General features: G+C 69.3%; 9 protein-coding genes and 1 pseudogene. 3 read left to right on the forward strand and 7 right to left on the reverse strand.

What is annotated here, in order from left to right:
- Positions 1-112: 112 nt before the first annotated feature.
- Positions 113-1387, forward strand: a complete 1275-nt coding sequence (gene murA / locus HC031_RS19990; protein WP_205862989.1) for a UDP-N-acetylglucosamine 1-carboxyvinyltransferase — start codon at positions 113-115, stop codon at positions 1385-1387.
- Between the two features lie 84 nt (positions 1388-1471).
- On the opposite strand, the gene HC031_RS34440 is transcribed toward murA, so the two are convergent.
- From HC031_RS34440 to HC031_RS20015, 5 genes are all read right to left on the reverse strand, one after another.
- On the reverse strand, positions 1472-3007 hold the full coding sequence (locus HC031_RS34440; RefSeq protein ID WP_205862990.1) for a glycosyltransferase family 2 protein: 1536 nt from the start codon (positions 3005-3007) through the stop codon (positions 1472-1474).
- Between the two features lie 354 nt (positions 3008-3361).
- Positions 3362-4387, reverse strand: coding sequence for a cellulase family glycosylhydrolase (locus tag HC031_RS20000; RefSeq protein WP_167926894.1), 1026 nt, complete (start codon positions 4385-4387; stop codon positions 3362-3364).
- A gap of 116 nt (positions 4388-4503) precedes the next feature.
- The gene (locus HC031_RS20005; RefSeq protein WP_338090750.1) at positions 4504-5145 is read right to left on the reverse strand and encodes an adenosylcobinamide amidohydrolase; all 642 of its coding nucleotides are present in this window, start codon (positions 5143-5145) and stop codon (positions 4504-4506) included.
- Positions 5146-5826: 681 nt separating this feature from the next.
- Positions 5827-6282 (reverse strand): group I truncated hemoglobin, encoded by a 456-nt coding sequence (locus tag HC031_RS20010; protein ID WP_167926895.1) that lies wholly within the window; start codon positions 6280-6282, stop codon positions 5827-5829.
- A 169-nt stretch (positions 6283-6451) separates the two neighbouring features.
- Positions 6452-7309, reverse strand: coding sequence for an MHYT domain-containing protein (locus HC031_RS20015; RefSeq protein WP_240942732.1), 858 nt, complete (start codon positions 7307-7309; stop codon positions 6452-6454).
- A gap of 615 nt (positions 7310-7924) precedes the next feature.
- Between HC031_RS20015 and HC031_RS33255 the strand changes: the two genes are divergently transcribed.
- Complete coding sequence (locus HC031_RS33255) at positions 7925-8719, forward strand: DUF6745 domain-containing protein (RefSeq protein ID WP_338090751.1); 795 nt, start codon at positions 7925-7927, stop codon at positions 8717-8719.
- Positions 8720-8915: 196 nt separating this feature from the next.
- Here the strand turns inward: HC031_RS33255 and HC031_RS34830 are convergent.
- Positions 8916-9656, reverse strand: a pseudogene (locus HC031_RS34830) (SMP-30/gluconolactonase/LRE family protein); the annotation flags it as partial.
- Between the two features lie 470 nt (positions 9657-10126).
- Here HC031_RS34830 and HC031_RS20030 point away from each other — a divergent pair.
- On the forward strand, positions 10127-13291 hold the full coding sequence (locus HC031_RS20030) for an amidohydrolase family protein (RefSeq protein WP_167926897.1): 3165 nt from the start codon (positions 10127-10129) through the stop codon (positions 13289-13291).
- Here the strand turns inward: HC031_RS20030 and HC031_RS20035 are convergent.
- Positions 13288-14511 carry an ROK family protein gene (locus HC031_RS20035; protein ID WP_205862992.1) on the reverse strand — a complete coding sequence of 408 codons (1224 nt, stop codon included), beginning with the start codon at positions 14509-14511 and terminating at the stop codon, positions 13288-13290. The two genes, HC031_RS20030 and HC031_RS20035, sit on opposite strands and share 4 nt — an antisense overlap.
- Positions 14512-14534 lie beyond the last annotated feature (23 nt).

A 14534-nucleotide genomic window follows, 5' to 3' on the forward strand; every position in this document is an offset into this window, starting at 1 on the left:
ACGGCGCACCGAAAGGACAGCCCCGCCTGCCCGGCCTGCCCGAACTCCTACGTCTACCCCGAGCTCCGGCTGTCGCTACCGCGCCCTGAGCTTCCTGGAAGGAAGGAACCTGATGACCGAGGTGCGTTTCCACGTGCGCGGCGGAACGGCGCTGCGCGGCACCGCCGTGATCCAGGGCGCGAAGAACGCCGCCCTGCCGATGATCGCCGCCGCGCTCCTCGCCACCGAGGGCCGGACCGTGCTGCGCAACGTGCCCGCCATCGCCGACGTCGCGCGGGCTGTCGAGCTCGCCCGGCTGGTGGGGGCGACCGTCGAGTACCACGCCGGGGACCGGCTGTTGATCATCGACGCCAGCGCCGTGGCGAACCCGCTGCTGCCCGCCGAGCTGACCCGGCGGTTCAGGGGCAGCGTGTTGTTCCTGTCCCCGGTGTTGCACCGCTGCGGGGAGGTCACGTACGAAGGCGCCGGCGGCTGCAACCTCGGCACCCGCGGCCTGGACTTCCACTACCGCGGCCTGGCCCGCCTGGGCGCGCACATCGAGGAGCGCGGCAGCGCCATCTGGATCAAGGCCGGACAGCTGCGCGGGTCGGAGCTCTACCTCGACACACCGTCGCACACCGGCACCGAAAGCCTCATCATCGCCGCCACCCTGACCCCGGGTCGTACCGTCATCGAAAACGTCGCCCTGGAACCGGAAGTCCTGGATGTGATCGCGTTTCTCAACGCGATGGGCGCGCGCATCACCGGGGGCGGCACGGGCCGCGTCGTGATCGACGGCGTCGACCAGCTGCGCGCGGTCGAGCACACGATCATGCCCGACCGCATTGACGCGGGGGTCCTGTGCATGGCGGCCGCCATCACCGGCGGGCAGGTGACCCTGGTCGGCGGCGACGTCATCGATCACTTCGGCGTGGCGAAGCACAAGCTCGAACAGATGGGTGTGCACCTGGCCTCCTCCGGCGCCGTGACCACCGCCACCCGCACCGGCCCGCTCCACCCGATCAACATCATCACCGACACACATCCCGGCTTCGCCACCGACCTCCAGCCATCGCTGATGGCACTCGCCACTCAGGCGTCCGGCACCAGCTACCTCCGTGAACGTATCCACGAAGCCCGCTACGCCCTCGTGTCGGAACTCGCCAAGATGGGCGCCGACATCACCGTCGACGGAGAGAAGGCCGTCGTGCGCGGACCGAGCACGCTGTCCGGAACGGAGGTGGTCGCCCGCGACCTGCGCACCGGCATCTCCCTCGTGCTGGCCGGACTGGTCGCCGACGGGGAAACCGTCGTCACCAACGGTTCCATGATCGAACGCGGCCACAGCGATCTCGTCAGCCGCTTCGTCGCCCTCGGAGCCGGCATCAGCCGCGAAGAACTCCCCTGATCGATCAAGGCCGGACCGGGCACGCGTCCTGGCCAGGTCGATCGTGTCGGCCTTCGGCTTCACGTTCGGCGAGAACTCGGGTACTCAAGACGGCTTCGCGATGACCGTGAACCTGTTCTCGGTGCGCCGGGCGAACTTCGCGAATCCGCGCATCCCGGGGAGGCTCTCCATCAGCCCGAAGACCGGTATCAGCAGGATCACGGCCAACGGCTCCCACCACCTGCGCCGGCCGTCACCGGACACCCCGGCATTGACCCGCAGGCCCTCCCAGTACATCCAGATCGTGTACGCCATGTTCAGTGCCCAGAGTGGGATGACGACGAGCGTCTCCGGAGATGTGTTGGAAGCGACGAGAATGCTGAGGAGCAGAACTACTCCGACATTCGTGATCGGGCCGAGGACCCACGACATCACCGAATATCCGAGCAGCAGCCGGTTTCGCAGCTGCAGCGACCGGTTGAATATCAAGGCGGCCAGGCCCCAGGACCAGCGCTCGCGCTGGCGGAAGAAGTCGCGGAGGCTCGCCGGCGACGCGCCGTAGCACCGCCCGCCGAACCAGGCGCTCCGGCCCCCGTAGCGAGCACTGAAGATCAGTGCGAACTGGGCGTCCTCGACAATGCTCCGAGGGCCGAAATCCCAGCCTATCGTCGCCTCGATCGAGGCCCGCACCAGCAGGAGTTCACCGTGCACGCCCGCGCGCGGCGTGCCGCTGCCGGTCCAGGCCGAGAAGCGCCCCACGTCCTCGGCGGGTCGGACCGAGTCCGCGAGCCAGACGAGCCTGCTCACGGCGTACTCGCGCGGGTACGTCAGGATGCCCTGAGCCAGGTGCTTGGCATCGCGGCCAGCCTGGAACTGCTCCTCAATGAACCGGGCCATGGCCAGGGCGGTATCGGGGCCCACACCGGTGTCGTCATCCATGTGCAGCACCCACACGTCGTCGCAATCCTCGTGCTCGCGGATCCGCAGCTCATGTGAGTAGTGGGCGGCACGCGCCTTGAATCTCGTGCCGTTGGCGGTGCGATACCGCCTCGGTACGGTGACAAGCCGTATCAGCTTGCTTCCGGCGGCCAGTCTGGCGATCCGGCCTGTCGCCTCGCAGCCCTCGTCGATGACGATGTCGATCCTGAGCCGGGGAAAACACCTGGGGAGATAGGCGATGTAGGACAGGACCGAGCGCTCGAGCGCGGGGTAGGTGTCATGCCGGCCGATGGTAGGAACGACGACGATGAGGAAATCCTCGCTTCTCGTCAGCCCGTGTCCAGACCACCGAGCCGCTGACTCGCGCAGTGCCTTACGAGTCCGTCGTATACCGACGATACCGGTGAGCGTGGTGAAGATTGGCCACGTCCACAGCAGCGTCAGCGGCCAGCCAAGCACGCCGGCTACCGGGGCGTTGGACCAGAAGTCACTCACCACAATTATCAGATAGGAGAGAGTCAGCGGCAGGAACGCTGGCCTCCAGTGCGCGAGCCTGCGGTGCAGTTCTCGCGCCTGCCGCGGGCCGAACAAGCTCAGCGCGACCCGGAACTGCCCCGTGCTCAGCGTTTCCCGGCCCGCGAGCCAGGCGTCCCAATCAAGCCAGGCGTCCCAATCCGGAGGTGCAGCTTTCGGTCCTCCCACTTTCGCTTCTCCCCTGCGTGCTCGTAGCCGCCGGGCAATGTGAGTGACTACCCGTAGACGGCTCGAGGTCGGCCTGGGTTGTGGTGCGGAACTCGGCCTTGCCTTTGGGGTAGTACTGGCGTAGCAGGCCGTCGGTGTTTCGTTGCTGCCGCGCTGGTCATTAGCTGTACGGAGCGCGGACGGAGACCGGGCGTCGGTGGCGACAGTGAACGTGCGCGAGGTCGCGGCCGCCGGGGGCGCTGTCCTTACCCGGCACCGGGTCGCCTTCCCGGTGCCCGGGCACCCCCGGGCCAACCTCAGCGCGATCTCCTCGCGCTCAGCGAAACAGGCATGCCTCCGGCCGAGGTCGCCGACCTACTCGGCGGCCACCCGGCCACCGTAGACGGTGGCTTCCTTCGAGGTCGCCCGGATGCCGTTGACACCGTTGAAGATGCGCTGACCCCACGAGGTCAGCTGGTCGGGGTTGAAGTTGGTCGTCGTGTCGAGGTACTCGACGCCGCCGCTGTTGCCGCTCCACGACCAGCCCAGGTAGCCGATACCGCGGGACTGCGCCTCGTTGATGATGGCGTCCTCGTCCACGTCACCGTCGGTGTGCTTCCATCCGAACTCGCCGACCACGAGGGGCAGCCCGGCGCTCCGGAAAGCGTTGTAGTAGTCGGTGACCTTGGAGGCGGTGCCGTACACGCCGTACATGTGGACGGAGAACACGGTGTTGCGCTGCGGGTCGCTGGTGAACACCGACGAGGCGGTGCTGCGCATGACGCCCGACCAGTCCTGTCCCCAGCCCGGCCCGTCGACCATGATCAGGTGCTTGAGGCCGGCGTCGCGCAGCTTCCTGATCGCTCCGCTCGTCGCGCCGGTCCAGGCGGAGGTGTCGGTGTTGCCGTACGGCTCGTTGCCGATGTTGATGACGACGTAGCTCTCCTGGCCGGCGAGCACGCTCTTCAGCCCGATCCAGTAGTCGGCGGCCCGGTCCAGCGTGACGGCGCCGGCGTTGTCGCCGTAACCGGTGGTGTCGTGGTCCTCCAGGACGCAGATGAGCCGGTTCTGCTTGCACATCGAGATGATGTTCTGCACCTCGCCGGCTCCGACGCCACTGTCCAGCACCACGCGCACGGTGTTGGCGCCCAGCTTCTTGATCTCGGAGAACGATTGGTTCTGGCCCTTGTGCCAGGCGTACGGGTAGCTGACGCCGCGCATGACGAAGCTGTTTCCGCTGGCTTCGACGATGTTCGTTCCGCTGACGTGCAGGCCGACCATGCTCCGCGCCGACTGAGGCGACCGTGCCGCCTGCGCCGACCGTGTCGCCTTCGCGGCGACGAACACGAACGTGATCAGTGCGGCGCAGACCAATCCCACTATAACAGCTGGTTTTCTCATGATCTCCCTCAGGTTCGGTCGCTGACCGTAACATGAGGGTGACTGCATGTATTCCAGCTGGGGCTGCCTCAAGTACCCGCAAGATCAGCTGGGCGGGGTCTCCGAGCGCTCTGCGACTACCGGAATGATCTACCCGTAGTCGGTTCGGGCCAGATGGTCGGATCCGGTACCCGAAGCCCGGCCGACACTGCCTGGTGCACGGTCCGCGCGAGTAGCGACCCGATCCGTGACCGCGGGCCGCCATAGGGCTCGGCGGTCCCGTCGGCCGGGCAGAGCAGCACGGTGGCGTCCGTGCAGGTCCCGGTGCCATCCACCCCCGCCTCACCGAGCGCCTGCGCCTTGGCCTCGGCGACCGTGGCCACTGCGTTGACCAGCGCGGCGTCGGAGAGCCTGACGGGCGACCAGCCGACCACATTGATCGTCCCTGGCTGACAGCCGACGGCTGCGACATCCGGACCGGCGGCCCAGACCGGTTGGCTCACCCCGGTCGTGACCTGCACCGTAACCCCGTGACTCGTTGCCGACACGACATGCCGGACGTCGACGGCGGTCAGCAACCCCGTACCGGCACCGGCCAGCCCGAGCCGCGTGGCCACCTCCTGTATGTGCTCGGCCGGGTCCGGCCGGTCGTATCCGGGCGGAACCGTGGCATTGAGCACCCAACTGCGAACGCCGAGCCCGCCACCGTAGGCACCCGACGAGATCGCCAACCACGGTCCGGCACAATGCCAGACCAGCACCGGTCGCTCGTCGGTCACGGCAACTGCGGTAACTCCGTGCGGCAGGTGGTGCGCCAGACCCGCGACTCCGTAGCGATACGGGCGCTCGCCCGCCGACCGGTGTGGCCGGCCGGGCACATGATCGGGCACACAAGCTCCTTTCCGGCTACCGGCGCCGGTCGGAGTGACGGCATTCAGCGTCGGCTGCGACCCGATGCGTACTGGGGTAGGTGCGCGCACGTTACCCGCTCTGCGCACCGGCATCAAACTCGCCACGTCCGAAGTGTGCCGAACCACGCCCTTGCCACTACTCGCGTCGATCACTTCGGCCCCGGCCGCGTGCTGGAGCGACATCCCGACGCGTGACACCTTCGCGAGGTGGGCGCGAAACTCAGCCGAACACACCCGCGCCCTCGGCCTGGGCACATCCTCTCCCGAGTGCGGTCACACTCGGGAGAGGATGTCCATGCGACCCGACCGGACACCCGCAAACCGCGCGACAGCGGTAGAGCGAGCCCCCGCCGACGTCGGCGCCTTCCCGGCGTGGCATCCGTCGTTTGTAGACTGTCCGCCACATTGGAACGCAATCACGGAGAGGCGAGAACGTCACTGCGTCGGCAGCGGGTTGCGGCGCGGGGCGCACCACATCGCACCGCTACGGCGTGCAACGACAGATGTGAAGGGCGGCCTACGAAGAGCGCGCGTGACGAGACGCCGTGGTCATACCGACCAGCCGACGCCCGTCCTCGGCGCGGCGACGATGACCTCCTCATGCGCCACCAGCACGTCCTTCACCACCTCCACGATGTCTTCCGGGACGTGGTGAACCAGCAGCGATGCCAGCACGTACCGGCCCACCCGGGCATAGTGCTCCGGCTCGATGCAGAGGTGACGATGTGCGTCGTCAAGTTCGCGACCCGTGTACTCCCGTGGCCCGCCGAGTAGCTGGCTGAGCAGCTTGACCATGTGCGCCTTGACCGACGGCAGGTAGGCCTGATTGAAGTATCGCTTCACTTGCTCGTCACGCATGATCAGGAAGTAGAGGTGATCGACGACGGACTGAATGGCCTTCACGCCGCCGACGCGCTCATAAGGGGACAGCGACTGTGCGGGGTAACCAGGAGTGGACATCACCCTCCTTCGATTCGAGTATTTAACTTCTTCGATCAGCAACATATACAACACGATTCGTCGGTCGCCGGATAGACCACCGGCCCTGTCTCCGTGTGACAGCAGTCACGCGTCCCGAACGCGAACTCCCGCCGTGACAGCCGGTGACACGAACAGACCCGGCCAGGCGCCTCCCCATCAGATCCCGGCTTAATCGCGGCTACCGCACCGCACGTCACCCGCTCCCCTCTCGCGGAAACGCATGAGGAGCTCGCCTTGACATGGCGAGGAGCGGGCCGACTCGAACGGAAGTCACTCCAGCCGAGCCGTCAGGCGGCCGGGGAGCGGCTGCCTGCGGCAGGTCGAACTGTCGTTCGTCGACCTCCGGCGGGACGAGAAACACGTAACCGAGCGCGATGAGCAGGGCGACCACGAACAACGCGATCGGGATCAGGAAGGTATCGGCGCCGATACCTCGCGCGGGGTCCGGCTGGGTGTGCGCGCCGACACGCATCGCAGCCATCGCGGCGTAGTGCGTCGCGCACATGCCCAGACCCATGACGCCAGCCGCGGCGACGGTAGCCGGCGCGCTGCTCACCCTGAGTGTGCACCACAGCGCAATCGTGGCGGTGGCGACGGCGATCGCCACGGATACTGCGACCAGTACCGGGCTCATTCCGACCGGCCCGTCCAGCCGCATCGCCCGCACGCCGAGGTGGTGCATGCCGGCCACCCCCATGCCGGTGAACAGGCCGCCGCCCACCACCTTCCAGGTCGACGGGCGGCCGAACCCGATCACGAAAACCGCGCCGCCCACCACGACGATTGCGGTGGCGAAGCTCGCGACGGTCAGCGACAGGTCGAAGCGGACCGGGGATCGGCCGACCGTGAAGCCGGTGAAAGCGATGAAGTGCATGACCCAGGACCCGGTGCCACCCAGCGCCCACGTCGCCAGCAGGAGCATGCTGACCTTCTGCCGCCGTTGGCCCGCCACGCGCGCCCGGGCCGTGCAGGCCAGTCCCAGCAACGAGCCCAGGAAGGACATCGCGTACGCGAAAACCGGTGTTACCCAGCCGTACGTGAAGTGGTCCATCTGGCTCAAGTCGTCCTCCGCTTCTCGGTGTGCGGTCCGCCCGTTCGGGCGGCGCGTTCCCGGCTCGGGCCATACGGGTCACCATTCACCGTTACCGTGACCTACGTGCGATCCCGGCGTTCCGTTCACCGCCAGCGGGCTTGCCGCGAAATAGTGGGCGGGATCTCACCGCGCCCACGAATTGGCCCATGAACACCTGACGCACGATCGTGCGCGACGGGCTCGTGGGCCCACCCGACGAGGACGAGGCGACGTGACCGCGTCGACCCCGGGTCCGCCTGCGTCCATCGCGACCAGAGGAAGTCCGATGTAGACGCTTCGTACCTGCGATACCGGCGAACCCTGATGGAAGGCAGGGGTTACCCCATGGTGGCCGCGCATGACTCGCGAATGATCCAGATCGTCCAGGAGCTGTCCGCCCGCGGCTGACCGATTCGCTCTGAGGGATAACGGGTTGCGAACACGGCACCCGTTCCACCATCATGGAATGATGATCGTCTACAGGAAGGGCGTGTACGCCCTCGCGCGGTGACCGCGCTCACGCGGCGGACCGCCGCCGCTCACCTTCGTCCTGTTCAGCACCGTGGACCTGCTGTCGAGCACTGGTCCCATGCGGTGAAGATCCGGCGGGAATGGCTGGCCCACGGACTGTGCACCCGGCCGGCCGACCGGGCCGCCGCCGAGGACAGCGTGGCCCGTATCTATGCCCGGCTCTCCCGGGGCCGCCCGCGGTTCGTCTGGGTGGCCTCGCCGCGCCAGGCGTTGCCCCTCGTATCCGGTCTGCCCACGCACGAGGTCCTGCACGCCTGGGCCAGGGCCACCCGGCCGCCCGGGGCACCGCCGCTGGCCAGTGACCTCGTGACGGCGGTGTCGCGACTGCGCGGCGCATTGGACGCATGCGTCACGCATCCGGATCTTGATCCGCCACCGTCGCGACGGACGAAAACGCCACGTGCCGGCAGAACAGCCTGGACCAGCCTTCCGCCCCTGGAGGCGCTTGATGCCGGTGTCCCGCTACGTGCGGTCCTCCGCCACGGCGTGTGGGAAGCGTTGCGGGTCAGCCTCGCCGACGGCCTCTACCTGCCCGTGCGTTCCGTCCTCGCCGCTCCCGGCCTGCTGCCCACGGCCTGGTACGGGCAGCAGGAGGCGTACTGGATCGCCTACTACGACATGGCGCGCCGGCTCGAGCTGGCCCGATTCGAGCGCACGGACAACGACCATCTCGACGACTGGGCGACCCTGGCCCGCTCCTGCGGGTGGTGGTGGCCGGGCGAGAAGGTGTGCGTCGTCGTGGAGCGGCCCGCCGCTGTACACACCGAGCCGGTACCCGGCGGCCGGCACGACGAGGTCCGGTTACGCCGCGACCGGCCGGCCGTGGAGTACCGCGACGGCTGGTGCCCGTACAGGTGACCGCGCACAGTGCACAGCACACCACCACGTACAGAGACAGGGGAGCCATATCCAACGCAACCGGTGACCGCGGGCCGCGCCTCCCCGCGGCTACCCTGCGAACGCGTACGCCCCGCTTTCCCTGGGCGACATCGGGGACGACGAAGAGGTTGCCGGCCATCGGCTCAACGTCTCCGAGATCACGACGCGCGGTGGTCACGTACAGGTCGGTCAGCGCCGGTCCGCCGAAAGCACACGCTGTGGTCAGTGACGCCGGGAAGGAGATCTCGCGGTCGAGCCGCCCGTCCGGGGCGTAGCGGCGCACCGCTCCTCCCCGGAACAGCGCCACCCAGACCCCGCCTGCGGAATCGGTGCACAGGCCGTCCGGCACCCCAGCGGTATCGGCGATCACCGCGAACACCCGCCGGTTGGCCGCCCGACCCGTAACGGCGTGGTAGTCGAAGACGTCGATGCGGCGGGTAGGTGTGTCCACGTAGTACATCCGGGTCATGTCCGGGCTCCACGCTATGCCGTTGCTCATGCGGACGTCGGCGGCCGCCACGTCGAGCGCGCCCTCCGATGACACGCGCGCCAGCCATCCCGGGGAGGACTCGCTGGCGATCGTGCCCACCCACAGCCGTCCCTCGCCGTCGACGCCCACGTCGTTTCCGCGCACCCCGTGCGCGGACCAGTCCACCAGCCACCGCAACGATCCGTCGGGCTCGGTCACCGCCACCCCGTCGCGGAGGCTGAGCACGAGGCCCTGGTGCGCACGGGGCTTCGCCGCAGCCACGGGCTGAGCGAAGGTCGTCGAGACGTCGGTCCCGTCGGCGGGGCGGTAGCGATGGACCGCGCACCGGCCGAGGTCCACCCAGAGCACGGTCCCGCTGGCCGCGTCCCAGGTCGGGCACTCCGCGAACGCGGCCCGAGCAGCCAGGGCGATCTCCACGCTCACCATGCGGATTCTCCCGCCGGGTGGCTCCCCGCCGAGCCGCAGTCACTTCCGTCAAGGACAATGACCAACAGTACCGTCGCGCACGCGGGTGGCGTGCCCGATCCTGAGCCGATAGCCTCGCAACAGGGCTCACTCTCATGGCACACCGAAATGCTCACCTCAGAGGGCCGTCGACCACTGCGGCGTCGATACCCGCAGAACCCCGGGTACCGACACACCATGACGACGCCGACCTACGGCGGTATCGCTCCCGGGCCGGCGCGAAGCGCCAGGGCAACGACGGCGAGGACGGTCGTACGACCGCACGGCCCGGCCCCGTCCCGATCCTGCCAACGCGTGGCAGAACGGCACCGTCGTGCCTCCGGAAGCCGCCCGTCATCGATCACACCCCCACCTCGCAGCCCTGCCGAATTATATTGATGGCGATTAATGTAGGTGGAACCACGGTCGAGCGTGATGCGACGGAGGGCCACATGACGGGAATCAGCAGGCGGGACCTGCTGGCTGGCATGGCCGGCGCGGCGGCGGTCGCGGGCACCGGGGTCGGCTCGACCGGGGCGGCGGCGGTCGCCGGCACCGGACTCGACTCGACCGGGGCGCTGTCGGCCGCGACGGCCGACAGCGCCGGTCGGATCATCAGCCTGCACGAGGGCACGAACCTCGCGGCCCAACTCTCCCCCGACGCTCAGACGATCGCGATGGACGTCGTCGGCGTGCTGTGGGTGCTGCCCGCGTCCGGTGGCCCGGCGCGCCGGCTGACCAGTGACCTGTTCGATGTCGCCCAGCCCGAGTGGTCTCCGGACAGCCACGCGATCACGTTCCAGTCCTACCGTGACGGCGCGTTCAACATCTGGTTGATCCGTCCGGACGGGTCGGGGCTACGCCGGTTGACCCGCGGCCCCTACGACCACCGGGAGCCACGGTTCGCGCCCGACGGCACGCGGATCGTCTTCTCGTCGGACCGGTCCGGAAGCTACGGCATCTACACTCTCGAGCTGGCCACGGGCGTCGTCACACCCGTCGCCGACACGCCGCTGGAGGAGTACGAGCCGGCGTGGTCGCCGGACGGTAGCCGGATCGCGTTCGTGGTTGCGAACACCCGCATCGACGTCGTCGAGGTGGCGACCGGCGCGCGGAGCACTGCCGTCACCGTTCCCGCCGGCCAGCTGATCCACAGTCCTACCTGGACTCCCGACAGCCGGGATCTCGTCTACACCCTCGTCGTGAACGGCCGCAGCGAGCTGTGGTGTTCCGGCGCGCCGCTGGTGACCGGCGAGGAGGTGTTTCCCTTCCGGGTCTCGTGGCTGTCTGCGCGCGAGTTCGTCTACACCGCGGACGGCGCGATCCGACGCCGTACGCTGGGCGGCGCGCCGCACGACATCGGCTTCAGCGCGCCGGTGACCGTCGTCCGGCCGGCGTACCGCAAACGGCAGCGCGACTTCGACTCCCCGACACCACGGCCGGTCAAAGGCATCGGCAGCCCGGTACTGTCGCCGGACGGCGAGCACGTGGCGTTCCGGGCCCTGGGCGACATCTACACGATGAGGATCGGACAGCCGCCGCTCCCGCTGACGCGCGACCGGTTCTGGAAGTGTCACCCCGCCTGGTCGCCGGACGGCCGCTACCTGTCGTACTCGACCGACCGGGCCGGAAAGCTCGACATCTGGATCCGCGACCTGCGCACCGGCACGGACCGTCAGTTGACCAACCTGCCGGACGCCGCCGCGGTGTCCGGCACCTGGTCGCGCGACGGTGAGCACCTGGCGTTCCTGGACCACACCGGGGCTCTCCACACCGTCGAGGTCGCCTCCGGGGACGTGCGGAAGGTGTTCACCGCGACCTTCGAGCCGGGCCGCCCGACCTGGTCGGCCGATGGCAACGTGATAGCCCTCGCCGCGATCAGGCCGTACTCGGCCCGCTACCGGGAGGGGCGCAGCGCGATCCTGCTCGTCGACCGGCGCACGGGTGCGGCCACCTACGTCGACCCGTTGCCCGACCGGTCCATCCAGACCCGCGGCGACGACGGCCCCGTGTGGTCGCCCGACGGCACGAAGATGGCGTTCGTCGTGGCGAGCGTCCTGTGGGTGGTCGACGTCCACCCCGACGGCACGTTCGCCGGCACCCCACGGCAGGTCACGCACGAGGTCACCGACGCGGTGAGCTGGAGCGGCGACTCGACCCGGCTGCTCTACCTCAACAACGGCCGGCTGCGCCTGGTCGACTGCGACGGCACCGGTACCCGGACCGTGCCCGTACCACTGACCTGGACCAACACCCAGCCGCGCGGCCGTACCGTCATCCGGGCCGGTCGGATGTGGGACGGCAGCAGCCCCGGCCTGCGCGACGACGTCGACATCGTCGTGGAGGGCCACCGGATCGTCGCCGTGGAGCCGCACCGCGCCGGCCGCGCGGGCCGCCTGGTCGACGCCAGCGACTCGGTGGTCGTTCCCGGGCTGATCGACATGCACAACCACCGGGAGATGCAGGGCTACTGCTACGGCGACCGCCAGGGGCGGCTGTGGCTGTCGCTGGGCATCACCACGACCCGGTCACCGGGAAGCCCCGCCTACCACATGGTCGAGGAGCGCGAGTCCGTCCAGTCCGGCGCGCGCCTGGCCCCCCGCTACTTCGCCACCGGCGAGGCGATCGACGGCTCCCGCATCTTCTACAACTTCATGCGACCGACCTTCGACGCCCACCAGCTCGCGCGCGAACTCGAGCGGGCCGGCGCGCTCGACTACGACCTCATGAAGGCGTACGTGCGGCTGCCGGCCGAGTGGCAGCAGCAGGTCATCGAGTGGGCCCATGCGCACGGCGTCCACGCCACGTCGCACTACCACTACCCCGCTTTCGCCTTCGGCGGCGACGGCATGGAGCACATCGGCGCGACGAACCGCTTCGGCTACTCGCGTACGGTGACCGCGCTCGGCACCGGGTACCGCGACGTCGTCGACATCTTCGACGCCGCACAGGCGGTGCGGACGCCGACGCTGTTCGGGTCGGCGACGCTGCTGCGTGAGGACACGTCGCTGGTGACCGACCGCCGCGTGGTGACGCTGTACCCGCGGTGGGAGTACGCCTCGCTGCAGGCTGCGGTGACCGCCGCCGGCACGACCGACCAGACGGTCATCCGTGAGAACCTGGCCCGCCAGGTGGCACAGGTCGCCGCGATGATCCGTGGCGGTGGGCGGGTCATCACCGGCACCGACTCGCCCATCGACCACACGGCGGTGAGCACCCATCTGAACCTGCGCGCCATGGTGAAGTACGGGCTGACCCCCTACGAGGCCCTCACCACCGCCACCCGGACGCCGGGCGAGTTCCTCGGCGAACCCGTCGGGCAGATCCGGCCCGGCGGGTACGCCGACCTCGCGTTCCTGGCCGGCGACCCGCTCGAGGACATCACCCAGGCGGCGAACGTACGCCAGGTCATGGTCAACGGCGGCCTGCACACCGTCGACGAGCTGCTCGCTCCTTTCGCCACGACCGCCCGGCCGGCTGCCGCCGTCGCCACCACCGTGCTCCCACCGGTCCCGGACCACCCGGCCAACGGCGGGTACTGGTGGCACGACCCGCACTACGTCGGCGAGAGCAGGCGGGCGTGCTGCGTACAGCCGGGGGACGCGCCGCAGCGTTAGGCCAGGTTCAGGCTCCTCGGCGCCGTGGTGGCGGAGTCGATCGCGGACGCGGAGGTTATCCAGTCGTTGATGAGGGTGGCGCAGCCGATGAGCCCCTGACGTTCGGCGAAGGTGCTGGCGACGATGCGCAGCTGGCGGGTCGCAAGCGCGGTTGAGCGCTGATAGACCGTCTCGCGCAGCCCCGCGACGAACGGTTCGTACGCGCTGGCCAGGTCGCCTCCGATGACGACGACCTCCGGGTTGAGCAGGGTGACGGCAGCCGCGAGCACCTCACCGACCCGGCGGCCGGCGTCGCGGATCATTCCGAGCGCCTCGGGGTCACCCTTGAGCGCGACCGCCACCGCGTCGCGGACGTGCTTGACGTCGCGTCCCAGCCCCTGCAGCGCCTTGGCGATGGCCCAGCCGCCGGCGACCGCTTCGAGGCAGTTGGTCTGCCCGCAGCGGCACAGCACGGGCGGTTCGACCCCGATCGGCACGTGGCCGAGCTCGCCGGCGGCGAACAGCGCGCCCCGCTGCAGCACACCGCCCAGCACGATGCCGATGCTTATCCCGGTCGAGGCCTTGACCATGATCATGTCGGGCACTCCGCGCAGCGGACTGCGGCGTTCGGCGATCGCCATGACGTTGACGTCCTTCTCCACCAGGACAGGTACGTCCAGCTCGCGGCGGAACAACTCGCGCAGTGGGATGCCGTCCCAGGACGGCAGCGCGGTCGAGCTGACCATGGCTCCCGAGTCGGGGTCGACGCAGCCCGGCACGCTGACCCCGATGCCGCGTACGTCGGCCAGGTCCCGCCCGCAGTCGGTGACCATCCGATACAGCTGGTCCACCACGGGCGGCAGACAGCGCTGCGGGCCGATCCCCTGGTCGACCTCGATGGAGCACTCGGCCAGCACGGAACAGCCGAGGTCGGCCACCGCCAGCTGGATCCGGCTCCGACCGACCGACGCGACCAGCACGATGCCGCCCGCGGCGTTGAACCGCAGCCGTCCGGCGGGCCGGCCACCGGTCGACTCGGCGCCCGACTCCTCCACCAGGAGCCCCTGTGCGAGCAGCTGGCCGACCCGGGCGGTCACCGCGGTCCGCGACAGACCGGTCATCCGTCCGATGTCCGTGCGGCTCAGCGCACCCTCGGCGAGGACCAACTGCATGATCTCGCCGGCGGTCGCCGGGTGGTCGGCAAGGCGGCGGCGGTCACCGGCGGCATCGGACAGCGTCACGGAGCCAGTACACCATCGCCACG

Source organism: Planosporangium thailandense, from assembly GCF_011947195.1.
Classification (GTDB): domain Bacteria; phylum Actinomycetota; class Actinomycetes; order Mycobacteriales; family Micromonosporaceae; genus Planosporangium; species Planosporangium thailandense.